The organism is Streptomyces sp. NPDC048514 (assembly GCF_043199955.1).
GTDB lineage: Bacteria > Actinomycetota > Actinomycetes > Streptomycetales > Streptomycetaceae > Streptomyces.
Window position 1 is genome coordinate 597450 of the sequence record NZ_JBICWT010000001.1, and the last position, 23528, is coordinate 620977.

Here is a 23528-nt window from a genome sequence, read left to right on the forward strand (position 1 = left end):
CGGTGCGCACAGGGAAGAAGTCGCGCGGCGTGCGCGGAGACGAAGGTCCGTAGCGGGAGGAGAGACGAAGTCCCTCGGTGGGCCCGGACGTGAAGGTCCGCCGCACGCGCGGAGAAGGGGGCCCGTGGTGGGCCCGGATACGAAGGTCCCGCGGTGCGCCGCCGCTCTGGGCGCACCGCGGAGCCGTCGTCCCCGTCAGCGAGTGCCGACCGCCGCGCGGACGGCCTTGCGGGCCATCTGGCAGTCGTCGTGCAACCGCCTGAGCAGCAGCCGCTGTTCCTCGCCGGACGGCGCAGCACCCGGGTGGGCCGTACCCGGTGCCGCCGGGGCCGTGTCGTGCATCGAACGCTGGAGGGCCGTCTCGTACGTCCGGATCTCCCGGGTGAGCAGGAGCATCAGGTTCACCAGGAAGGCGTCCCGGGCGGCCGGGCCCGCCGTCTGGGCGATCTGGCTGATCTGCCGCCGGGCCATCGGCGCGTCCCCGAGGACCAGCCACAGCGTCGCCAGGTCGTACCCCGGCAGGTACCAGCCCGCGTGCTCCCAGTCCACCAGCACTGGACCGGCCGGTGAGATCAGGATGTTCGAGAGCAGAGCGTCGCCGTGGCAGAACTGGAGCATGCCGTGCCGGCCCACCTCATGGGCGATGCCGTGCAGCAGCTTCTGCAGGTCCCCGAGGTCCCGGTCGGTGAGCAGGCCCAGCTCGTGGAACCGGGAGATCCGGGCGGCGTAGTCCAGCGGCATGTCGAAGACGCCCGCCGGTGGGCGCCAGGCGTTCAGCCGGCAGATCGCGCCCAGCGCGGCCCGGATGTCCGCGCGGGGCGGGGCCTCCAGCGGATGCCGTTGCAGCGCTGCCACCCGGCCCGGCATCCGTTCGATGACCAGGGTGCAGTTGTCCGGGTCCGCCGCGATCAGCCTCGGCACGCGGACCGGTGGCCGCTGCCGGACGAACGCGCGGTATACGGCTATTTCATGGCGGGTCCGCTCCGCCCAGGCGGGCGATTGGTCCAGGAGACACTTGGCGACGGCCGTACTGCGCCCCGTCGTCCCGACCAGCAGGACGGACCGTCCGCTGCGCCGCAGCACCTGCACCGGGGCGAACTCCGGGCAGATCCGGTGCACCGAGGCGATCGCGGTGCGCAGCTGCGCACCCTGGGGACCGGACAGGTCCAGTCTGCCGCTGAGCGGTTGGGCGCCGGGCTGGCCCGGCACCCGCCGGGGCCGGCCCGCGCCCAGCACGGGGCCGCCGGGCCGCGCCGCCGGGTCGAGGTACGGCCCGACACCCGCCGGGCGGGAACGCAGCGGCCGGGGCGGGGCGGACACGGAGGACGATGCTGCGTACATGGGAGAAACAGATCCCTTCGTGTGCCTGCAGTGCCTGCCTGTGCATCTCGCGCGCAGCCCGGCCCGGTCACCCGGGAACATCCTGGGGAATGTGCCCGTCATATGCCGGTCGGTGCCGCCGTATGGGTGGTGGCGACCGGGTCGGGGTGGCGCATTCCTACCTGACACCCGATGCCCAGTGGCACACCATCTGGCGCACCCTGGCGAACCATGGCGAATAGTCGCCCGGCAACCTCCGGCGGGCTACTGTCAACTCAGCCGAGAACCTGGGGGCTTGACGTGAGCGGACGACCCAACACCCGCCTTGCGGACCTGTTCGGCCTGGCCGGCTGGTCCAAGGGCGAACTCGCGAGACTGGTCAACCGGCAGGCGGCGGCCATGGGCCACCCCCAGCTGTCGACCGACACCTCCCGGGTGCGGCGGTGGATCGACACGGGCGAGATCCCGCGCGATCCCGTGCCGCGGGTGCTGGCGGCTCTGTTCACCGAGCGTCTCGGCCGTGTCGTGACCATCGAGGACCTAGGTCTGGTGCGGCACGGGCGTGCGGGGAAACGGCAGGGCGCCGGGAGCGAGGAACATCCCGACGGTGTGCCGTGGGCGCCCGAGCGGACCGCCGCGGTCCTCACCGAATTCACGGGAATGGACCTCATGCTCAACCGACGCGGCTTGGTGGGCGCGGGTGCCGCGCTCGCCGCGGGATCCACACTCAGCAGCGCCATGTACGACTGGTTGCACACCGATCCGGCCCTCAAGGCCGACGCCCCCGTCCTCGACGATCCCCTGCACGCCGACCCCGCCGGGTTCGACCGCTACGAGGCCGCCCCCATCGGGTCGCAGGAGATCGAGGAACTGGAGCGCTCGGTCGAGGTGTTCCGCGCCTGGGACGCCGCCCGTGGCGGCGGACTCCAACGCAAGGCGGTCGTCGGCCAGCTGAACGAGGTGGGCGGCATGCTCGCCTACCACCACCCATCCCATCTCCAGCGGCGCCTGTGGGGCGTCGCCGCCAACCTCGCCGTCCTCGCGGGCTGGATGTCGCACGACGTCGGCCTGGAGCCCACGGCGCAGAAGTACTTCGTCATCGCCGCCCATGCCGCCCGCGAGGGCGGTGACCGGCCCCGGGCCGGCGAGGCGCTCTCCCGGGCGGCCCGGCAGATGGTGCACCTCGGCCGACCGGACGACGCGCTGGACCTGATGAAGCTCGCCCAGTCCGGTGCCGGCGAACGCCTGCAGCCGCGTACGAAGGCGATGTTCCACACCATCGAGGCCTGGGCACAGGCCTCGATGGGCAAGGGCCAGGCGATGCGCCGCACCCTCGGCAGGGCGGAGGACCTCTTCGTCTCCGAACGGCAGGACGTGGAAACGCCGGACTGGATGCAGACGTTCAAGGACGAGGACCTGTACGGCATGCAGGCCCTCGCCTACCGCACGCTGGCCGAGTTCGACCCGGGCGCGGCCGCGCACGCGCAGTACTACGCGGAGAAGGCCCTCGCCCTGCGCATCGACGGACGCGAGCGGTCGAAGATCTTCGATCACCTGTCCATGGCGTCGGCCTGCTTCATCGCCGACGACCCCGAACAGGCCGACCGGTACGCACGACTGGCCCTGATGTCGATGGGATCGAACTCCTCCCGCCGCACCTGGGACCGGCTGCGCGAGATGTACCGGCTGACCGCGGAGTACGCGGGCTATCCGAAGATCCACGAACTGCGGGAGGAGATCCGGCTCGCCCTGCCCAAACCGAGGAGTAAGGGCGACAGCAGCACACGGGCGTAGCGGCGGCGCACAGAGCCGAAGGGACACGGATACCAGGAGACGCAGGTACCAGGAGGCACGCGTACGACGAGCCTGTGCGCCGGTGGTCACCGCTGGTCGCCGGTACAACCGGCAGGCGGCTCAGTTCACGAGGTGACCTTGGCGACGAGCACGCACGCGTCGTCCTCGCGTCCGGCCGTTCCGAACTCCTCGACGATCACGCGTACACAGTCCCGTGCGCCGAGCGCCGCGCCGAACCGCGGGGCGAGATCGAGCAGATGGTCAACGGCCGCCGCACCGCTGTGCCCCGAGGCCAGTCCGTCGGTGTGCAGCAGCAGGAGATCGCCCGGTTCGAGGGTCACCTCGGCCTGCCCGTAGGCGGCACCCGAGGTGGCGCCGAGCAGGACGCCGTCCGGCGCGGTCAGCCTGCTCCCCGTCCCGTCGCGGTACAGCAGCGGGGCGGGGTGTCCGGCCTGCGCCCAGAGCAGACTGCGGGTCTCGGGCCGATAGCGGCAGCAGACGGCACTGCCGAGGGCGGGCTGCACGGTGGCGTCCAGTAACTGGTTGAGCATGGACAGCAGTTGGCCGGGCTGCGTACCGGCCATCGCCATGCCGCGGACGGCGCCGAGCAGCATCGCCATGCCCGAGGCGACGGCAAGGCCCTGTCCGGTGAGGTCGCCGACGCTGAGCAGGGTCTGCCCGTCGGACAGCTCCAGCGCGTCGTACCAGTCGCCGCCGATGAGAGTGCTCGCTGAGGCCGGCAGCCGGTGGGCGGCGAGGTCGAGGGCCGGTGGCCGCCGTTGCGGGAGCCGCAGGGAGCCCCGCCACGGCGGTAGCACGGCCTCGTGCAGCTCGGCCGCGATCCGGTGCTCGGTCTGCTCCCGCCGGCGGTGGCGCCGCAGCGAGTCCCCGGTCTCGTGGACCGTCCGCTGGGTGCGGCGCAGTTCGCTGACGTCCCGCAGCACCGCCCACATCGAGGCGGTGCCGCCGTCGGCGCCGAGCACGGGCTCGCCCATCATGTGCAGGGTCCGCACGTCGGCATCGGGCCGAAGAACGCGGAACTCCCCGTCGATCGGCCTGCCGTCGACCAGGCAGTCCGTCACCATCGCGGTCAGTTTCGGCCGGTCCTCCTCCACCACCACAGAGGGCAGTTCGTCCAGGGAGAGGGCGGGATCGGCAGGGTCGCGGCCGAGGATCCGGTACAGCTCCGCGGACCAGGTGACCTCGTCCGTCAGCAGGTTCCACTCGGCGCTGCCGACGCGGGCGAGCAGCGATCCGCGCGGGGCGCAGACGGGCGCCGGCAGCGCTGCCGAGGCGGCGGGGGGCCCCGTGGTGGGCGCCGGGCCGTCGCGGAGCTGCGCCAAGTGGGCGTCCAGGTCGTCCAGTTGATGCAGTGCCAGGTCGTACAGCGCGCGCTGCCAGCGGTCCTCCGGCTGGGAACGGGCGCTCCGGGTGTCCCGCCGTACGGCGTCCACGTCCCCCTTGAGCCGCCGTGCCTGCGTTATCAACGCCTCGACCGAGCCGCTTCCGGGCGGCTGGGCGGCTGAGCGGTCCGCGGAGACTGGGGACGGCATGACGCACTCCGATGGGGGACGGTACGGCCAGGGGGACGGGGGACCGTTACGACTGTCGCACAGCCCGCGACGCCCCGTAAGGGATTCGGCGACACACGATACGGTGGTGCTTCCGGCATATGCCAGAGTCTTCCCGGCGTGATTCGGCGGTACGAACGACGTACGCGTCTTCGGGCCCAAGTCGTAGAAACGCTACGGGACTTGCCCCGGTTCGGGCGCTTCGGGACGGCCGCTCACGCGGGTGTTCGACGCACTGGTGTTCCAAGCCGGCACTGTACGGCGTGTATCCGCCGATTTCTGACCGGATTTGGCGGCATGCACAGGGCCTCGACAGACTCCATTAAGGCATGGACGTCTTCATCGAACAGCCCACCCTTGCCCGGCTCATCACCGCCGAGGACCGGGAGATCCCGGTGTCGGCGACGCTTCGGTACACGACGGACGACCCGCTGGCCGTCTTCGTGGACTTCCCCGCCGAGGCGGCCCTGGAGGGGGAGGAGGTCACCTGGACTTTCGCGCGCTCCCTGCTCGACCAGGGGCTGCGGGCCCCGGCCGGCCACGGGGACGTGCAGATATGGCCGACCGGCGGCACGCGGACGGTGCTGGAGTTCCACTCGCCCTACGGCCTCGCCCTGCTGCAGTTCCAGGCCTCGGCGCTGCGCCGCTTCCTGTTGCGCACCTACGAGGTGGTGGCGGCCGGGCAGGAGGACATGGCGGCGGTGGTGGAGCGAGGGCTGAGCGCGCTGTTCGACGGGGTGTGACGGGAGGGCCGGACGCCCGGCCCCGCACCGCTACCCGGCGTCCGGGCGCGGGGCGAGGTCGACGGCGACCCGGCGGCCCGTCTCCAGGGACCGGACCCCCGCCTCGGCCACGACGGACACCGCGTAGCCGTCCCAGACGCCCGGTCCCGTGACCCGGCCGCGCCGGGTGGCGTCGACCCAGGCCTGCACCTCGCGGTCGTAGGCGTCGGCGAACCGCACCAGATAGTCCTGCGCCACCTCCTGCGCGGCCCTGCCCCCGGTGGTGACCACCATGGTGTGCTCGTCGCCGATCCGGGCGCTGCCCGCCTCGCCCACGGCCTCGCAGCGCACCTGGTAGCCGAAGCCGCAGTTGACGAAGACCTCGACGTCGACCAGGGCGCCCCGCTCCGTCTCGAACAGCACGAACTGCGGATCGATCAGCCCCTCGGGGGCGCCCGCGGACGACCTGGGCCGCAGCACCCGTACCGCCGTCAGCTCCTGCCCGAGCAGCCAGCGGGCCGCGTCGATCTCGTGGGAGACGGAGCTGTTGATCAGCATGGCGCTGGTGAAGTGGCCGGGGGAGGAGACGTTGCGGTGGGTGCAGTGCAGCATCAGCGGCCGGCCGAGGCCTCCGCCGTCCAGCAGGGCCTTCAGCCGGCGGTACCCGGCGTCGTAGCGGCGCATGAAGCCGATCTGCGCCAGCCGGCGGCCGAGGCGCGCCTCGGCTTCGACGACCCGCAGCGCACCCGAGGAGTCCGGCACCATCGGCTTCTCGCACAGCACCGGCAGCCCGCGGGCGAAGCAGGCGAGCAGCGCCTCCTCGTGGGCGGGACCGGGGGAGGCGATCAGGGCGGCCTGCACGCCGGGCGCGTCGAGCGCGGCCGACGGATCGGCGTGCACGCTCACCCCGGAGAGGCCGGCCACCGCCTCCTTCGCCCGGTCGACGTCGGGATCGGCCACGGCGGCGACCCTGGCGCCGCTCACCACGTGACCGAGGCGTCGTATGTGATCGGCACCCATGTGGCCGGCACCCAGTACGGCCACACCCAGCAGGTCACCCATGTGCGTGCTCCCTCCCACCGACGATCACGCCGTAGCGTACGCCGGTGGAAGAGGGCCGTTCCGGCGTGGTGGCGGCAGGGCCCGGGGGGCTCAGTACCGCAGCACGCCCGCGATCCCGGCCGCGTCGCCCAGGGCGCCGTCGGGGACGAAGCGCACCTCGGCGCCGGTCTCCAGGCACTGCTCGACGATCTCGTCCACGATGTCGTCGCGGGACTCCGGCTCGCCGGGTTCGGCCGGCACCAGATGTTCCCCGAGGTCGCGGACGGTGACCCGATAGTTCTCCTCCACGGCGAGCAGCCGGACCCGGCCCTCGCGGGCGCTCTGCCACAGCTCGTCCAGGCCGGCCGCGAAGGTCCGGTGGCCGCGCGCGGAGGTGAGTTCCCGGACCACGGACGTGGTGTCCCTGGCCGTCTCCGCCTCCAGGACCGGCCGCATGGCCTGCCACACGGCGTCGGGACCGGCGTGCGCGAGCCCGCCCCGGCGCACCTGCACACCGGCCCTGGCGATGCTGCCGACCTCGTCCAGCAGCGAGAGCGCCGCCTGGTCACCGGTGATGTACAGCGTGCGGGGCTGTTCGCGCAGCACCGTGTTCATCGCGGAGCACGCCTCCCGCAGGAACTGCCGTGTGCTCTCGTCGCTGAAGGTGCTCGGCACCTCACCGACCCGCATCTGGCGCTCGGCGTCGAAGTTCTCCTGGCTGCGGATGAGGGGGAAGCCCCCGGCGTGGACCTCGGCGACGCGGTCGGGACCGCCGCTCCACAGGGTGACGCGGTCGGCCGAGACCGACAGGACCCAGAAGGGCCGTGCGGCGGTCTGGGCGGCGACCAGGTTGCGGGTGAGGAAGGTGTCGGAGAGCACGACCCGTTCCGGGACCGTGCGGCCCAGCGACCAGACCTGATGCTCGCCCGGCGCGGCGAAGATGACCAGCCCGTCCTCCGCGTGCGCCAGGTCCACCTCCGCGAGTGCGCGGTCGAGTTGCGCCACGACGTCGGCGCGCCGGTCGCGGGTGACGGCGGGATCGGACTCCAGGCGTTTGCGGGCCTCGGCCAGTACGTTGCGCAGCCGGACCGGATCCTGCCCGCTGCCGGGTTCGCGGCGGTGTGTCGGGGTCAGCACGGACACCGCCGGATAGGGACGCGGGCGCCGCAGTTCGGCGAGGGTAGCGGGACTCAGTGCGTGCTCCATGACAGCACGATAGGGCGGATCCGGGTGTACGGCATTCGGGGGACACGCCCCGTAGGTGTGGCGGGTTCCGCAGGCGGATGCCGGTGACGCGACGGCGCGCCGCCGATACCGTACCCGTCAGTAACCTGACCGTACCGCGCCCCCCGGAGGCCCCATGCCGCAGCTCGAAGTCGCCGGAGCGGCCCTGACGTACGACGACGAGGGCCCCCGGGACGCGGCACCGGTGCCCCTGGTGTTCGTGCACGGCTGGACCGCCGACCGGCACCGCTGGGACCACCAGCTTGCGCACTTCTCCGGCAGCCGCCGGGTGGTCCGGCTCGACCTGCGCGGCCACGGGGAGAGCACCGGTGCCGGGGTGCCCACGATCGCGGCGCTCGCCGAGGACGTCCTGGCCCTGCTCGACCACCTCGGGATCGAGCGGTGCACGATGATCGGTCACTCCATGGGCGGGATGATCGCCCAGACCATCGCCCTCGCCCGCCCCGACCGAATCGAGCGGATGGTGCTGGTGGGCTCCATCGGCCGGATGACCTACAGCCGGGGCCGGGGCCTGCTGATGGCGGCCTCCACACTGGTGCCGTTCAAACTGTTCGTCGCCGCCAACATCCAGCGGGCCTTCGCGCCCGGATACCCGCGCGAGGAGATCCGGGCGCACGTCCGCGCCTCCGCCGGCACCCCGCGCGAGGTCGTCATGACGCTCTACGGCGCCATGCGCGCCTTCGACGTCCTCGACCGGGCCGGTGAGATCCGAACCCCGACCCTGATGGTGCACGGCTACCACGACGTCCAGCTGCCGGTGCGGCAGATGCTGCGGATGGCCAAGGCCTACCCGGACGCGGTCGTGCGCATCCTGGACGCCGGCCACGAACTGCCCCTGGAGAAACCGGCCGAGCTGACCGCCCTGCTCGACAGGTTCGTGACCGGCAATCCGTGAGCACGGACCGGTTCGTGACCGGGGATCCGTGAGCATCCGGCCTTTGGGGAAGTTTTTGCCTCTGGCCGGTTCCCGTCGGAGCCGGCCAGGCGGCATGGGCCGTGGCGGTTTCGCGCGAGCAAAACCCGGCCGAAATCGTAGGGGCGTACCTGCCGTTCCCGTCACGGCCGCGTTGACCGCAGGCACGCTCTGACGGAGGCTCGTCATATAGGTGCTCGATACAACTGGTTTGCCCTCCGGGCCCACCCGGCGCCGAAAGCGCCGGTGAGCGACGGGTCCGCGGCGAGCAGAGGCAGGAGGTAGCGCATGTGCGGCATCACGGGATGGGTCTCCTTCGACCGTGACCTGACCACCGAGGCCACCACATTGCATGCGATGACCGAGACGATGGCCTGCCGGGGCCCGGACGACCGCGGCGTCTGGGCCGAGGGCCCCGCCGCCCTCGGACACCGCCGGCTCGCCATCATCGACCTCCCCGGCGGCCGCCAGCCGATGTCCCTCACCACCCCCGAGGGAGCCGTCGCCCTGGTCTACTCCGGGGAGGCGTACAACTTCACCGAGCTGCGCCGGGAACTCGAAGGCCGCGGCCACCGGTTCACCACCGACTCCGACACCGAGGTCGTCCTGCACGGCTACCTCGAATGGGGTGACGCGGTCGCCCGGCGCCTCAACGGCATGTACGCGTTCGCGGTGTGGGACGGCCGCCACGACAAGCTGGTGATGATCCGCGACCGCATGGGCATCAAGCCGTTCTACTACTACCCGACCCCCGACGGCGTCCTGTTCGGCTCCGAGCCCAAGGCGATCCTCGCCAACCCGCTGGCCCGCGCCCGTGTCTCGCTGGACGGCCTGCGCGAGCTGTTCGTCATGGTCAAGACGCCCGGACACGCGATCTGGGACGGTATGCGGGAGGTCGAACCGGGCACCGTCGTCACCGTCGACCGCTCCGGCCTCGCCACCCGCGCCTACTGGCGGCTGGAGACCCGCGCGCACACCGACGACCGGGACACCACCATCGCCACCGTGCGCTCGCTCCTCGACGACATCGTGCGCCGCCAGCTCGTCGCCGACGTCCCGCGCTGCACCCTGCTCTCCGGCGGCCTGGACTCCTCGGCCATGACGGCGCTGGCCGCCCGGCAGCTGGGCGAACACGGGGAGAAGGTGCGCAGCTTCGCCGTCGACTTCGCCGGACAGACCGACAACTTCGTCGCCGACGAACTGCGCGGCACCCCGGACACCCCGTTCGTGCACGACGTGGCCCGGCTGGCGGACACCGACCACCAGGACATCGTCCTCGACGCGCAGGCGCTCGCCGACCCCGCGGTACGCGAGCAGGTGATCCGTGCCCGCGACCTGCCGGCCGGTTTCGGCGACATGGACGCCTCGCTGCTGCTGCTCTTCCGCGCCATCCGGGCGAAGTCCACGGTGGCCCTGTCCGGCGAGTCCGCCGATGAGGTCTTCGGCGGATACCTGCAGTTCTTCGACGAGGAGGCGCGCCGCGCCGACACCTTCCCCTGGCTGGTGCGCTTCGGCCGCCACTTCGGCGACGACACCGAGGTCCTGCGCGCCGACGTCACCAAGTCCCTGGACCTGGAGAGGTACGTCGCCGACGGCTACCGCACCGCGGTCCGCGGCATCGACCGGCTGGACGGCGAGAGCGACTTCGAGTACCGCATGCGGCAGATCAGCCACCTGCACCTGACCCGGTTCGTCCGCGCCCTGCTCGACCGCAAGGACCGCATGAGCATGGCCGTCGGCCTGGAGGTGCGCGTGCCGTTCTGCGACCACCGGCTGGTCGAGTACGTCTACAACGCCCCCTGGGCGCTGAAGTCCTTCGACGGCCGGGAGAAGAGCCTGCTGCGGGAGGCGGCCGCGGACGTCCTGCCCCGCTCGGTGTACGAGCGGGTCAAGAGCCCCTACCCGTCCACCCAGGACCCGCGGTACGCCCGCGCCCTGCAGGACCAGGCCAAGGACCTGCTCGCCCGGCCCTCCCACCGCGTCTTCGACCTGGTCGACCGGGACCGGGTCCGGGCGGCCGCCGAACGGGACGCACCGGTCAGCACCCAGGTGGCCCGGCGCGGCCTGGAACGCACCCTGGACCTCGCCCGGTGGCTGGACCTCTACGCGCCCGAGCTGACCCTCAGCTGAGCCCGATGGCCCGGTCGGCGGCCGCCGCCGTGGGCTGCCACCACGTCGTCACCGGCTCCCACACCAGCACCTCCCTGCCGGTCCCGAGCCGCGCGGCGGTGAAGGAGCGGCCCCAGTGCGCCGCCGACGCGGCCACGGTGAGCGAACCCACCCGGCGGGCCTCGGGGTCCGCCGGGTCGCCGATGGTCCGGACGTCGGCGTAGGCGGTGCCGCCCGCCGAGAGCCGGTGGCCGCCGGTGCCGCCCTCCGGCACCGGCAGTGCGGCCCCGTCCAGGTCCCCGAAGGTCACGGTGGGCACCCGGTCGACGACACAGGCGCGCCCGCCCGCGTTGGTGACGCTCATGCGCACCACGGTCGGATCGGCCGCCGCGGCCTTCGCCCGGACGGTCAGCGCCTTCTCGGCGCAGCGCGCGGGCCGGGCCGGGCCCGTGGCGGCCTGGCTCTGCGGCGCGGTCAGCAGCAGGGCCGCGGCGGCGGCCGAGACGGCCGGTACGGCGATGGTGGCGCGGATACGCATGGGTGGTCTCCCCTGTCGCGGGCACGTACGGGACACGGCGGCCGGAGCGCGCCTGCCCGGTGTGACGGCCGGGGCGCGCGGAAGGTTGCCGTGGCGTTCGCGGCTGTCACGCGCTTGCGCCGTTCCTGTCCTTTCCTGTCCTGGTTCCGGTGTTCGCTCCTCCGGTCGTCGGGTCCGCCTGCTCAACCCGGGGAACTCGTGCTGCCGCCCACCACGTGCCCGTCCGCCGGACAGGAACTGCCGTTCGCGGGCAGGGAGCCGTACAACAGGAAGTCGTCGACCTTGCGGTGCACGCACGTGGAGGAGGAGTAGCCGGTGTGGCCGTCACCCTTGTTGTCGAGGACCACGGCCGACGGGCCGAGCCGTGCGGCCGTCTCCACGGCCCACCGGTACGGCGTCGCCGGGTCGCCGCGGGTGCCCACGAGCAGCAGCTTCGCCGACGGGACGTCCTTGACCCGGTCCCGGATGAAGTCCGTGCCCCGCGGACGGCCGTAGCACATCAGCAGCTGGGTGAGCCGATAGCGGCCGAAGACGGGCGAGGCCTTGTCGTACGCGGCCCGCAACTCCTTCAGGTCACTGGTGATCCGGGCCGCGGCCGGCCGGTCCGGGTCGTCCGCGCAGTTGATCGCCATCAGCGCGGACGGCAGGTTGTCCGCCGGCACCTCGTCGGCGCTCACGAGCCCGCCGCCCCGGTGGTGGTTCCCACGCGGCAGGCCGACGCCACCGGCGGAGAAGTTCAGCACGCCCCGGGCGTCGCCGTCCTCGATCAGCGAGGCCAGTGCGCGCTCCAGCGAGGGCCACAGCTCCCGGCTGTACAGGCCCTGCCCGAGGGCGCCCACCAGGTCCTGGCCCGAGAACGAGCTGCCGAAGTCCGTCGGCACCGGGTTCTCGTCGAGGGAGCGCACGACCCGCACGACCTGCTCCCCGGCAGCGCGCCGGTCCTTGCCGAACGGGCACGCGATGTCCGTCGTACACCAGTCCAGGAAGTCGTCCAGCGCGGTCTGCTGCCCCTCGGCGCCCGCGATGCCCTGCTCGGACAGCGGCTCGGTCAGGGTGTCCACCCCGTCGAGCGCGAGCCGGCCCACCTTGTCCGGGAACTGCGCCGCGTACACCGCCCCGAGCCGCGTTCCGTAGGAGAACCCGAGGTAGTTGAGCTTCTCGTCGCCGAGCGCCTGGCGGATGACGTCCAGGTCGCGGGAGGCGTTCACGGTCCCGATGTGGGGCAGCACCGGGCCGGAGACCCGGGCGCACTGGTCGGCGGCCACCCGCAACTGCTTCAGCACCGCCTGTGGATGAGCCAGGTCGGCGTTCTCGTTCGTCACGGCCGAGGCGTCGTCACCGCCCTCACCGCAGCTGACGGGGGAGGACCGGCCGACCCCGCGCGGATCGAAGGTGACCACGTCGTAGCCGTTGGTCAGGTCCATGAACTGCTTGCCCTGCTCGGCGAGTCCGCTGATGCCGGCACCGCCCGGGCCGCCGAAGTTCAGCAGCACCGAGCCGCGGGAGTGGCCCGTGGCGCGGTAGCGGGCCAGCGCCAGTTCCAGGGTGCCGGCGCGCGGACGGGCGTAGTCGAGCGGCACGGTGACCTTGCCGCACTGCAGGTCCTTCGGCATGTCCGGGCCGTCACAGGCGGCCCAGGCCACCTTCTGCCGGTAGAAGCGCGTCAGGTCGGGCTGCGCCCGGTCGGCCGCGGCCGCGGGCAGCCCGGCGCCGAGCAGCGCCAGGGCGAGGGCTCCGGCCCCCGCGCAGCGCCGCACGGCGGGCCGTGGGGACAGCATGGTCAGCATCGATCGCCTCCCGGGGCGCCCGCCGCGGACCGGGGACGGCGCCCTCGGATCACCATAAGCGGGCCCCGGAAAGCCCGCCTCCTCACGAGTGCGGCGCGATGTGAGCGGGCCCCGGAAGGGGCGCCTCCCGGCGAGCCCCGGCGCCGTCCGGCCCCGAGCCGCCTGTGACCCTCGGTGAACATTCAGCCGCTTTACGTGAGGTTCGATAAGCCTGCCACTCGATGGGGTGAAAGACCGATAAGCCATAACTCGGATTGCCCGAGCGGCGTTTCCCAAGGGTGCGGGCGAGTTGCCCGTGACGATGTCTGGAAGGCAGGAAACCTATGAGACGGGCTACCCGAAACGGTGTGATCGCCGTCGCCGCCGCGTCCGGCGCGATGGCAGTGGCGCTGCCGGTGTCCGCAGCCTTCGCGGCCGACGGTGCCGCGGCCGACGGTTCCGCGGCAAGCTCGCCCGGGCTGATCTCCGGCAACGGCATCCAGCTCCCGGTGCACGTGCCGGTGAACGTCTGCGGCAACACCGTGAACGTCGTGGGGCTGCTCAACCCGGCCGCGGGCAACACCTGCGCGAACACGGGCGGCGCGAAGGCCGGCGGCGCCGGCAAGGGCTCCGGGGCGGCCTCGTCCGGCGGGGCGAAGGCCGAGGGCGGGGCGGCGGACTCGCCGGGCCTGCTCTCCGGCAACGGCGTGCAGCTGCCCGTCCACCTGCCGGTGAACATCAGCGGCAACAGCGTCAACGTGGTCGGCCTGGGCAACCCGGCCCACGGCAACCGGTCGGTGAACGGCCCGGGGGAGCAGCCGCAGACCCCGCGCACCCCGGCCCCGAAACCGCCGGCTCCCGTCCGGTCCCACCCGGCCACGCACCGCCCCGCCACCGGGCCCGCGGTGGCCTCGCTGGCCCACACCGGAACCGACCTGACGGCCCCGGCCGTCGCCGGCAGCGCCGCGCTCCTCCTCACGGGCACGGTTCTGTACCGCCGCTTCGGGCCGGGCCGCACCCGCTGACCGGCACCCCTTCGAGCCCCCACCGGACGCCGGCCCGGTGGGGCCCGGGCGCCGCCCCGCTACCGGCTCCACTCGGCGCCGCGCCGCTCACGGCTCCGAGGGGTGGCCGGCTTCGCTCGCCGCGTCCCCGCTGGGGCCGGTCCGGTACGCCCGCCCTCACGCCAGGCGGCCTCGGTCGTCTCGGCGCCGCGCCGCTCACGGCTCCGAGGGGTGGCCGGCTTCGCTCGCCCGCGCCCCCGCTGGGGCCGGTCCGGTACGCCCGCCCTCACGCCAGGCGGCCTCGGTCGCCTCGGCGCCGCGCCGCTCACGGCTCCGCCCGGCGCCGCCCCGCTCACGGCTCCGAGGGGTGGCCGGCCTCGCTCGCCGCGTTCCCGCTGGGGCCGGTCCGGTACCGGCTCCGCTCGGCGCCGCCCCGCTACCGGTTCCGCTCGGCGCCGACCCGCCCGGCGAAGTGTGCGCCGCGCCGTCCGCCCCCTCGGTCCAGGAGACGGTCAACCAGGTCGCGTCCCGGTGCAGATGAACGGCCGTACCCGCCCGGGGCGCAAAGTCTGATCTTCGTATGGCGCGGACCTCCGCCGATCCGCGAGGATGCTGCGCGGCAGACCGATCCCCGACGCACACGGAGCGCACCGATGACCTCTGCGGCCCCCCAGGACCTCGTCGTCACGCAGGCCACCCTCGCCGACTGGCCGGTGATCAGCGGGTGGGCGGCGGCGGAGGGCTGGAACCCCGGACTGTCCGACGGGCCCGCGTTCTTCGCCCAGGACCCCGAGGGGTTCTTCCTCGGCCGGATCGACGGGGAACCGGTGTCGGCCGTCTCCGTCGTCAACCAGGGCCCCGACTACGCCTTCCTCGGCTGCTACCTCGTCCGCCCCGACCTGCGCGGTCACGGCCACGGCCTCACCACCTGGAAGACCGCCCTCGCCCACGCCGGCGACCGCACCGTCGGCCTCGACGGCGTCGTCGCCCAGCAGGACAACTACCGCCTGTCCGGCTTCGAGATCGCCCACCGCACCGCCCGGTTCACCGGCATCGCGCCCGAGCGGGAGGCGCCCGGCGGCGTGCGGCCCGCAGGTCCCGCCGACCTGGCCGCGATCGCCGCCTACGACCGCGCCTGCTGCCCGGCCGACCGCCCGCGCTTCCTCGCCGAGTGGCTCACCGGCCCCGGCCACCGCGCCTTCGTCCGGCACGACGGCGAACGGCTCGCCGGCTACGGCGTGATCCGCCCCGGCCACGACAGCCTGCGCATCGGGCCCCTCTTCGCGGACACCGCCGAGGACGCCCGGGCGCTGTTCGACGCCCTGGCCGCCGATGCCGCCGGCCGGGAGGTCGCGCTCGACGTGCCCCAGCCGAACGCGGCCGGCGTCGCGCTCGCAGAGGAGGCCGGACTCCGTCCCTCCTTCGAGACCGCGCGCATGTACACCGGTCCGGTGCGCGCCCACGCCCAGGAGCGCGTGTTCGGCGTCGCCACGCTCGAACTCGGCTGAATCCGCGGACCCACACGGCGCACCCATGAGCCGCCCGATCCTGGAGCGCCCCGGCTTCCACCCGCTGAGCGGCACCGCCCCCTACGCCCACCGGCGTCGACCGCCCGGCGGCCCTCGCCACCGTCAGGGTCAGGCCGCGGGCACCGTCCGCTGCGGCGTGTTCCACCCGGAGACCCGCACGTCCGGTGCCGAGCCGCGCAGGTCCGCCGTCCGGTAGGTGGCGGTCAAGGTCACCGACTCGCCCGGCCACAGCGTCACCGCGTTGTCCGACCAGCGCACCGGCAGCACCGGCTCGCCCCGCGCGCCGACCAGGTGGACGTCCGTCAGCAGCGACGGCGTCGTGCCGCTGCCCGTGTTGCGCACGGTCACCGTCGTCGTCGAAGTGCCGCCGGACGACGTGGTGGACGCCGTCGCCGTCGTCGGCACCTGTGCCATCGAGGCGAGCCCACCGAGGTCGGCGTAGCCGGTGGTCGGTGTGTAGTACCAGGTGGTGCCGCTCCAGTCGAGGGTGTCGGGCCGGGTGGAGAGCCAGTACACGTTGCGGCTCACCTCCTTGCCGTCCGGGCCCGTGAGCACCAGGCGCAGCAGGTACGTCCGCGACAGCCCGCTCACCGAGGACGGCAGGGTGAGCGGTGCCGCGTGGGCCCCGTCCCCGCCCACCGCCACACCGGTGACGGTCCTGTCGTACCGCTCGGTACCGTCGGGGTCGAACAGCGTGGCCCGGGCGGTGAGGCCCTTCGCCGGGGCGGTCCGGTTGTTCAGCACCACGACGGAGCGGTCGTCGTAGGAGTACTGGATGTGCAGCGGCTCGTTCGCCTTCTTGGCGCCGTAGTAGGCGCCGTTCTGGTCGAGGTAGCGGTCCGTCAGCTGCCAGTGCAGGGACGTCCAGCCGCTGTTGAACATCCAGTGGATCACCCCGGTGGCGGGGCGGTCAGCGTCCGTCGCGTTGCGCCCGTACGCCTCGAACTGGGCGCGCACGTTCTCGTACTGGGCCAGCTGGGCCTTGCGCACGTAGTCGGTGAGGCTCGCCGGTGCGCCGTAGCGGCCGGTGAGGGCGTTGTCGTAGATCTTGAGCGTGCCGAAGACGGTGGACGGCGAGCGGTGGTACTGCCTGGTGTCCGGGTTCTTCCACAGGGTGTCGAGTTCGGCGGGCGTCATCATCCGGCGCAGGGTGTCGAGCGTGGGGATGCTCGGGCCCGCGCTGGTCTCGGAGTTGAAGCCGGTGGCCCCGCCCTCGCGTTTGGCGTACCAGTAGCCGGGCGGCACCCAGTCGTAGGGGCCCGTCATCTTCATGCCCGAAGCGCCCAGCCGCGGCGAGGAGTTCTCGGACGCGGCCGGCACCACGGGGGCCGGCCAGTCGGCCGCCTCGAGGGCGTCCAGATAGCCCTTCTCGATGGTCGCGTCGGGGGCGGCGTCGCTGCCGATCAGGAAGGAGAGCACGCTCGGATGGCCACGCAGCCGGGCGGCCTCGGCGGCCATGGACGCCTTCGCGACCGTATGGTCGCTCTCGCTCCACTTCTCCCCGGACCCGTCGGGGTTGACCTCGCCCTCCCACTTGTCGCAGCACTCCCAGCCCGGCAGGGTGAGCACGCCGTAGCGGTCGGCCAGGTCGAAGAACTCGTCGGGCTCCAGATGACCCTCCAGGCGCAGGGTGTTCAGGCCCAGGTCGACGGCGTACTTCAGCCGGTCCTCGGTGTACGCGCGGTCCCAGCGCAGGAACTCGTCCGGGGACCAGCCGCCCCCCTTGATCAGCAGCTTGCGGCCGTTGATCCGGTACCGCCGGGCGCCGTCGGAGTCCAGTGGCGCCTGGACCTCGCGGATGCCGAAGCTCTCGTGCGCGGTGTCCGACGTGGATCCGGCGACGGTCGCGGTGAGGTCGAGGTCGTACAGCGGCTGGTCGCCCATGCCGGCCGGCCACCACACCCTGGGCCCGGCGAGCCGCAGTCCGGGCACGTCGGCGGGAGAGAAGGTGACGGTCTTCGACTCGTGCGCGGCGAGCGGCACCGTGCGCGTGAAGCGGGCCCCGGCGACGGTGCCGGACACCTCCGCCGTGACGGCCGTGCCGGAGTCGTTGCGGGCCCGGGCCTTCACCGTCAGGTCGGCGGTGGCGAGCGAGGGCACGGCCAGTTCGGTGACCACGTGGGCGTCCCGCAGCGCGACCGGGCCGCCCCTGCGGACCAGGACGTCGCGGACGATGCCCATGTTCCGGTCGGGCGGCGGCTGGAGCCAGTCGAGCCAGCCCATGGTCAGGTCCTTGTCCGGGTCGTTGGGCCGGACGCGGAACGCGACCGTGTTCTCGCCGGACCGGACCAGGGGGGTGATGTCCAGTTCGTGGTGGGTGTAGGCGCCGGTGACCTCCGAGGCCGGTGCCACCTGACGGCCGTTGACGTAGACGTCGGCCGCCGAGACCACGCCGCTGAAGTCGAGGGCGGTGCGCCGGCCGGTGTCCTCCACGGTGAAGTCCGAGCGGTACCACCACGGGACCTGGAAGTCGGCCCGGGGCACCTTCTGCAGGTTCGTGGAGTGGAACGGGTCGGCGTACACCCCGTCGGCGAGGAGCGCCGCCAGGACCGTCGAACGCGGGCCGGCCGGGTACCAGCCGGTCGTCCGGTAGCCGGGTGAGGAGACGGCCGCGGGGGAGTCGTCCACCTCGGCGGTGGACCGGACGGCGAACCCGGCGAGCGGGGTGCTCGATCCGGCGGCGCCGGGGACGCGGGTGACCTCGGCGTGCCCGCGCGGCGCGGCCGGCCGCCGGTCCCCGGCCCAGGCGCCGGAGACCAGCGTGCCGAGCAGCCCGAGGGCCAGGGCGGTGGCGGTGTACCGGCGGGTGTGTGCGGGGCGAGGGAACACGGGGGTCTCCAGCCTCGTAAAGTTAGGAAACTTTACTAATCCGGTTCAAGCTAGGGGCCGCCACGGATCCGTGTCAACGACCACGGCCGGGACCGGCGCCGCACCGGTCAGGTTCCGGCCGCCCGGCGCTCGAACACCAGCTCCCGGGCGGTGTCCAGGGCCGTGGCCACCGCACCCAGCAGGACCGCGTCCTCGCCGAGTCGGCTCGGTGCGATCCGCGGGCGCAGCGGGGTGAGGGCGCGCAGCCCCTCCCGGACCGGGCGCAGCAGCAGGTCCACGCTGTGGCCGAGCCCGCCGCCGAGCACGACCAGGTCCGGGTCCAGCACGGCGGCGGCGGCCGCGACGGTGTGCGCGATCCGCTCGCCCTCCAGTTCCACCGCGTGCAGGGCGGCCGGATCGCCCCGGCGGGCCGCGTCGAACACGGCCTTGGCCGTCAGCTGTCCACTCATCCCGAACCGCCGGGCGGCCTCCACCACGGCCACCCCGGACACCGCGTCCTCCAGCCGTTCCGGCTTCCGCCGGCCGGGCCAGGGCAGGAAACCGATCTCCCCGGCCAGTCCGTGCGCCCCGGTGAACAGCCGTCCCTCGCTGACGACCCCCATGCCCAGGCCGGTGCCTATGAGGATGTACGCGAAGAGCCGGCTGCCCGCGCCGACGCCGTACATGTACTCGCCGAGCGCCGCGAGGTTGGCGTCGTTGTGCACCTCCAGCGGCACGCCCAGTTCCTCGTGCATCCGGTCGACGAGCCCCGCGCGCCCCCAGCCCGGCAGGTGCATCGCGTACCGCACCCGGCGCCGCCGCTCGTCGTACACGCCCGGCGTGCCGACGACCCCGTGCACCACCTCGGCCGGGTCCACGCCCGAATCGGCGATCACCTCGCGGGCCGTGCCCACGACCAGGTCGGCCAGCGCGGCGGAGGCGCGGGCCCGGTTGCGTACGTCGGCGCGCGAGACGACCGTGCCGTCCAGGTCGACCACCGCGACGCGCAGCCAGCTCCGCCCGATGTCGACGCCGAGGGCGTACCCGGCCGCCGGATCCGGGGCGTACAGCACGGCGGTGCGCCCGCGCTCCGGGGCGTGCGTGCCGACCTCGTGGACCAGGCCGGCCGCCTCCAGGGAGGCCAGCGCGCTGGACACCGTCGGTTTCGACAGGCCGGTCTCCCGGGCCAGTTGCGCGCGCGAAGCGGCGCCGAGACCGCGCAGCCGGTCCAGCAGCAGCCGCTCGTTGGCGCTGCGCAGGCGTGGGCGGCTCCAGGGCTGTTCCTGCTGCTCCATGACGTCACCGGCGGGCATCGCACCATTCTCGTGCATTCCTGACGCGTACTTGACGCCTCTAGTAAGGCTCCTTAACTTTATCGGCCAGTCGGCCCCGCCGGGTGCCGCGCAGGGCCCGTCGCGTCAGGAGTCCCCCATGTCCGGTAGCCCGCCACCCCAGGGTGGCTTCGTCCGCCGTGTCGGCCTGTTCCAGGCGACGGCCATCAACATGAGCCAGATGTGCGGGATCGGTCCCTTCGTGACCATCCCGCTGATGGTGGCCGCGTTCGGCGGCCCGCAGGCGGTCATCGGCTTCGTGGCGGGCGCGGTGCTCGCCCTGTGCGACGGTCTGGTCTGGGCCGAACTGGGCGCCTCGATGCCCGGCTCCGGCGGCAGCTACGTCTATCTGCGCCAGGCCTTCCAGTACCGCACCGGACGCCTCGCGCCGTTCCTCTTCGTGTGGACGGCGATGCTGTTCATCCCGCTGATCATGTCCACGGGCGTGGTGGGCTTCGTCCAGTACCTGGGCTACCTCGCCCCGGACCTGGGCCGGACGTCCGGCGATCTGATCGGTCTCGGCGTCATCGCCCTGGTCGTGATCCTGCTGTGGCGCGGCATCGAGCACATCGCACGGATCACGGCCGTGATGTGGACCGTGATGATCGCCTCGGTGCTGCTGGTGATCGTGGCCGCCGCCTCGGACTTCAGCCCGCACCTGGCCTTCACCTATCCGGCGCACGCGTTCGACCTGACGAGCGACCACTTCTGGCTGGGCTTCGCCGCCGGCCTGACCATCGGCATCTACGACTACCTCGGCTACAACACCACCGCCTACATGGGCGCCGAGATCAAGGACCCGGGCCGCACCCTGCCGCGCTCGATCCTCTTCTCGATCCTCGGCATCATGGCGATCTACCTGCTGCTTCAGATCGGCACGCTCGGCGTCGTCGACTGGCACCGGATGACCGACCCGCAGGACATCGCCTCCACCTCGGTGGCCTCCGCGGTGCTGGAGGAGACCTGGGGCAGGGGAGCGGCCGACACGGTGACCGTCCTGATCCTGATCACCGCCTTCGCCTCGGTCTTCGCCGGCCTGCTGGGCGGCTCCCGGGTGCCCTACGACGCCGCCCGCGACCGGGTCTTCTTCCGTCCGTACGAGAAGCTGCACCCCAGGCACCGATTCCCGACGCTGGGCCTGGCGACGATGGGCGTGATCACCGCCGTGGGCTTCCTGATCGGCCGCCACACCGACCTGGCCACGCTGATCCAGCTGCTCACCACGGTCATGGTCATCGTCCAGGCCCTCGCCCAGATCGTGGCGCTCACCGTGCTGCGCAGGCGCCGGCCGACGCTGCCCCGCCCGTACCGGATGTGGCTCTACCCCCTGCCGAGCGTGGTCGCCTTCGCCGGCTGGTGCGTGATCTACGGGTACGCCGACAGGAACTCCCCCGGCCGTCATCCGGTCGAGTGGTCCCTCGCGTGGCTCGCGCTCGGCTGCGTGGCCTTCCTGGTCTGGGCCCGGCTGGAGAAGGTGTGGCCGTTCGGGCCGAAGGAGATCAGCGAGGAGTACGCGGAGGGCCGGGATCCGGACGCGCAGCCGGTGGGCTGACCGAGGGGCCCCGCGGTCCGGCGCGGGTGCTGAGCGGCTTCCCCGGGACGCGCGGCGGCCACTTCGTGGCGCGCGAAGGCGTCCCCGCGGCGCGGGTGGCACGGCGTCTTTTGACATGCAGGTATTTGCCTGCATAACTTTGAGTGTGCAATCAGCGGACGACACCGAGACGGACAGAGTCTTCAAGGCGCTGGCCGACGACACGCGCCGGCGCCTGCTCGACCGGCTCCACGAGGACAACGGCCAGACGCTGGGCGAACTGTGCGAACGCATCGCCATGACGCGCCAGTCGGTCACCCAGCACCTGGCCGTCCTGGAGGCCGCCCGCCTGGTGAGCACGGTGCGGCGGGGGCGGGAGAAGCTGCACTACCTCAACCCCGTGCCGCTCCATGAGATCCAGGAGCGGTGGATCGACAAGTTCGAGCGCCCGCGCCTGAGTGCGCTCGGTGCCGTGAAGCGACAAGCCGAGGAAGCCATGACCGACAAGCCGGGTTACGTGTACGTCATCTACATCGCCAGCACGCCCGAGAAGGTCTGGGAGGCGCTCACCGACGCCGATCTGACCGCCGCCTACTGGGGTCACCGCAACGTCTCCGACTGGCAGCCTGGCTCGCGCTGGGAGCACGTCCGTACCGACGGCTCCGGCATCGCCGACGTGGCCGGCCGTGTCGTGGTGAGCGAGCCGCCGACCCGACTGGTCACGACCTGGGCCGCGCCCGGGCCGGCGGGGCAGGAGGACCGGCACTCCCGGGTCACCTTCGAGATCCGGCCCCACGAGGACATCGTGCGGCTGACCGTGACGCACGAGGGCCTGAGCGACGAGCGCGAGCGCTCCGACGTCGCGTCGGGCTGGCCCGCCGTGCTGTCCAACCTCAAGTCGCTGCTGGAGACCGGCCGCACGCTGCCGCAGGAGCCCTGGCTGGTGCCGGGCTGCTGAACGGCCACGGGGAGGCCGGTCCGCCCGGGCGGACCGGCCTCCCGCGGTTTCCTTCCTTCCTTTCCTCGGTCTTCTCCTTGAGGTCCGGGGGTGCACCCCCTATGGCCTGGGGGTGCTCTTCATGGCCGTTCCGGCGCAGACCAGTCCGAGGACGAGCGCCAGCGCGCCGATGACGATGTTGTTGACGATCACGCCCGCGTCCGGGCCGCGGCCCACGACCCACGGAGCGATGATCAGCCAGATGCCGAGGGCGCACATGGCCCAACTGAGGCCGTACATCCGCTCGGGGGCTCTGGTGAATCCAAGCGCCAGCAGGCCGATCGCTATGCCCATGATGAGGTTGTGCGTCATGAGCGACGGCTGGCTAGCGGTGTAGTGCACGATCCACGGAGATGCGGCGCAGTACAGGCCGAGCAGAAAGACCGGCCCGTCCACGAGCGCCACATCACGACCACCGAGCATGCGGGCGTAGCGATCCCGCATCTCGGGGACATCGGGGTGGGTCGACATGTCACCCCTGTGCGAGACGTTGGCCATGACTCGTCTCCTTTGACTTGCAGGCCGGACCGCTTCTGGTGCGGTGTGCGGTAAGCACCGCCTACCCATTTTGCACTTATTGACCCTTTATGTGTAGAGGTCGGCGGGCTTGTCATGCAGGGGGCGTGTCAGGGACGAGCGACCGCTCCGGCTGGCGCAGGCTGCGCCGGAGTTGATGCAGGCCGCGACGGGTGTGGCTCTTCACCGTGCCCAGCGGCCAGCCCGTGCGCGCGGCGATCTGGGTCTGCGTGAGGTCCTCGTAGAAGGCCAGGTACAGGACCCTGCGCTGGGTGTCGGGAAGCTCCGCCAGCGCCCGGTGCACGAGCAGGCGGTCGAGCACCGGTTCCGGGTCCGCGCCGGAGGCGCCGCCGAGCGCGAGCGTCGTGCCCGCGGCCGTCGCCAGCTCCCGGCGCCGGGTGCGGGCGGACAGCGCGTCGACGATCTTCCGGCGGGTGATGCCGACGATCCAGCCGGCCAGCGGGCCCCGTTCCGGCCGGTAGCCGTGCCGTCCCTTCCAGACACCGAGGAACACCTGCTGGGTGACGTCCTCGGCCTCCCCGACGTCATCGAGCGAGCGCCGCGCCAGCAGGTACACGAGGCCGGACCAGCGGTGGTAGACGGCGGCCAGGACGGCGTCGTCGCCCGCCGGCAGGCGCCGGGCCAGCTCCTCGTCGCCGAACCGCTCCGCGTCCGGGCCCGGCGCGCCGGTCCACGCCGCCCGGCTCCGGGACGGACCTTCGGCTGCGGCCGCCGCGTACGTGGCCATGACCAGGGCTCCTCACCTGAGACGGTCCGGTCATCGTCGAAGTGC

Annotated in this window: 18 protein-coding genes; 8 read left to right on the forward strand and 10 right to left on the reverse strand. The window is 72.8% G+C overall.

Features of this window, described 5'->3' with window-relative positions; genetic code table 11:
* Nucleotides 1-195: 195 nt before the first annotated feature.
* Nucleotides 196-1341 carry an aminoglycoside phosphotransferase family protein gene (locus ACGFT2_RS02575; protein WP_393272704.1) on the reverse strand — a complete coding sequence of 382 codons (1146 nt, stop codon included), beginning with the start codon at nucleotides 1339-1341 and terminating at the stop codon, nucleotides 196-198.
* A 279-nt stretch (nucleotides 1342-1620) separates the two neighbouring features.
* Between ACGFT2_RS02575 and ACGFT2_RS02580 the strand changes: the two genes are divergently transcribed.
* On the forward strand, nucleotides 1621-3114 hold the full coding sequence (locus ACGFT2_RS02580) for a hypothetical protein (RefSeq protein WP_393272706.1): 1494 nt from the start codon (nucleotides 1621-1623) through the stop codon (nucleotides 3112-3114).
* 125 nt (nucleotides 3115-3239) lie between these two features.
* Here ACGFT2_RS02580 and ACGFT2_RS02585 read toward each other — a convergent pair whose 3' ends face one another.
* On the reverse strand, nucleotides 3240-4667 hold the full coding sequence (locus ACGFT2_RS02585) for a PP2C family protein-serine/threonine phosphatase (RefSeq protein WP_393272708.1): 1428 nt from the start codon (nucleotides 4665-4667) through the stop codon (nucleotides 3240-3242).
* A 347-nt stretch (nucleotides 4668-5014) separates the two neighbouring features.
* Between ACGFT2_RS02585 and ACGFT2_RS02590 the strand changes: the two genes are divergently transcribed.
* On the forward strand, nucleotides 5015-5428 hold the full coding sequence (locus ACGFT2_RS02590; RefSeq protein ID WP_393272710.1) for an SsgA family sporulation/cell division regulator: 414 nt from the start codon (nucleotides 5015-5017) through the stop codon (nucleotides 5426-5428).
* A 30-nt stretch (nucleotides 5429-5458) separates the two neighbouring features.
* Here ACGFT2_RS02590 and ACGFT2_RS02595 read toward each other — a convergent pair whose 3' ends face one another.
* Together ACGFT2_RS02595 and ACGFT2_RS02600 are read right to left on the reverse strand one after the other, a co-directional pair.
* Nucleotides 5459-6469, reverse strand: coding sequence for a Gfo/Idh/MocA family protein (locus ACGFT2_RS02595; RefSeq protein ID WP_393272712.1), 1011 nt, complete (start codon nucleotides 6467-6469; stop codon nucleotides 5459-5461).
* A 90-nt stretch (nucleotides 6470-6559) separates the two neighbouring features.
* Nucleotides 6560-7654, reverse strand: coding sequence for a chemotaxis protein (locus ACGFT2_RS02600; protein ID WP_393272714.1), 1095 nt, complete (start codon nucleotides 7652-7654; stop codon nucleotides 6560-6562).
* Between the two features lie 154 nt (nucleotides 7655-7808).
* Between ACGFT2_RS02600 and ACGFT2_RS02605 the strand changes: the two genes are divergently transcribed.
* Together ACGFT2_RS02605 and asnB are read left to right on the forward strand one after the other, a co-directional pair.
* Nucleotides 7809-8588, forward strand: coding sequence for an alpha/beta fold hydrolase (locus ACGFT2_RS02605; protein WP_393272715.1), 780 nt, complete (start codon nucleotides 7809-7811; stop codon nucleotides 8586-8588).
* Nucleotides 8589-8894: 306 nt separating this feature from the next.
* Nucleotides 8895-10736 carry an asparagine synthase (glutamine-hydrolyzing) gene (gene asnB, locus ACGFT2_RS02610; protein ID WP_393272716.1) on the forward strand — a complete coding sequence of 614 codons (1842 nt, stop codon included), beginning with the start codon at nucleotides 8895-8897 and terminating at the stop codon, nucleotides 10734-10736.
* Here asnB and ACGFT2_RS02615 read toward each other — a convergent pair.
* Together ACGFT2_RS02615 and ACGFT2_RS02620 are read right to left on the reverse strand one after the other, a co-directional pair.
* Nucleotides 10729-11253: a DUF4232 domain-containing protein gene (locus ACGFT2_RS02615; protein WP_393272717.1), complete on the reverse strand. Its 525-nt coding sequence runs from the start codon at nucleotides 11251-11253 to the stop codon at nucleotides 10729-10731. The genes asnB and ACGFT2_RS02615 overlap by 8 nt on opposite strands.
* Before the next feature lie 182 nt (nucleotides 11254-11435).
* Entirely contained in the window at nucleotides 11436-13040 is a 1605-nt protein-coding gene (locus tag ACGFT2_RS02620) for an alpha/beta hydrolase (RefSeq protein WP_393272719.1), read from the reverse strand.
* A 347-nt stretch (nucleotides 13041-13387) separates the two neighbouring features.
* On the opposite strand from ACGFT2_RS02620, the gene ACGFT2_RS02625 reads away from it, so the two are divergent.
* Both ACGFT2_RS02625 and ACGFT2_RS02630 read left to right on the forward strand, forming a co-directional pair.
* Nucleotides 13388-14044 carry a chaplin family protein gene (locus ACGFT2_RS02625; protein ID WP_393272720.1) on the forward strand — a complete coding sequence of 219 codons (657 nt, stop codon included), beginning with the start codon at nucleotides 13388-13390 and terminating at the stop codon, nucleotides 14042-14044.
* Between the two features lie 632 nt (nucleotides 14045-14676).
* A complete protein-coding gene (locus ACGFT2_RS02630) occupies nucleotides 14677-15531 on the forward strand; it encodes a GNAT family N-acetyltransferase (protein ID WP_393272721.1) in 855 nt (284 codons plus the stop codon).
* Nucleotides 15532-15660: 129 nt separating this feature from the next.
* Here ACGFT2_RS02630 and ACGFT2_RS02635 read toward each other — a convergent pair whose 3' ends face one another.
* Entirely contained in the window at nucleotides 15661-18381 is a 2721-nt protein-coding gene (locus ACGFT2_RS02635; protein WP_393272723.1) for a sugar-binding domain-containing protein, read from the reverse strand.
* A gap of 107 nt (nucleotides 18382-18488) precedes the next feature.
* Nucleotides 18489-19673 carry an ROK family transcriptional regulator gene (locus ACGFT2_RS02640; protein WP_393272724.1) on the reverse strand — a complete coding sequence of 395 codons (1185 nt, stop codon included), beginning with the start codon at nucleotides 19671-19673 and terminating at the stop codon, nucleotides 18489-18491.
* A 118-nt stretch (nucleotides 19674-19791) separates the two neighbouring features.
* On the opposite strand from ACGFT2_RS02640, the gene ACGFT2_RS02645 reads away from it, so the two are divergent.
* Both ACGFT2_RS02645 and ACGFT2_RS02650 read left to right on the forward strand, forming a co-directional pair.
* Nucleotides 19792-21243, forward strand: a complete 1452-nt coding sequence (locus ACGFT2_RS02645) for an APC family permease (protein ID WP_393272726.1) — start codon at nucleotides 19792-19794, stop codon at nucleotides 21241-21243.
* Between the two features lie 145 nt (nucleotides 21244-21388).
* Nucleotides 21389-22180, forward strand: a complete 792-nt coding sequence (locus tag ACGFT2_RS02650) for an ArsR/SmtB family transcription factor (RefSeq protein WP_393272728.1) — start codon at nucleotides 21389-21391, stop codon at nucleotides 22178-22180.
* Between the two features lie 99 nt (nucleotides 22181-22279).
* Here ACGFT2_RS02650 and ACGFT2_RS02655 read toward each other — a convergent pair whose 3' ends face one another.
* Together ACGFT2_RS02655 and ACGFT2_RS02660 are read right to left on the reverse strand one after the other, a co-directional pair.
* Nucleotides 22280-22717 (reverse strand): SPW repeat protein, encoded by a 438-nt coding sequence (locus tag ACGFT2_RS02655; RefSeq protein ID WP_393272730.1) that lies wholly within the window; start codon nucleotides 22715-22717, stop codon nucleotides 22280-22282.
* 112 nt (nucleotides 22718-22829) lie between these two features.
* Nucleotides 22830-23483 carry a sigma-70 family RNA polymerase sigma factor gene (locus ACGFT2_RS02660; RefSeq protein ID WP_393272731.1) on the reverse strand — a complete coding sequence of 218 codons (654 nt, stop codon included), beginning with the start codon at nucleotides 23481-23483 and terminating at the stop codon, nucleotides 22830-22832.
* Between the last annotated feature and the right edge of the window lie 45 nt (nucleotides 23484-23528).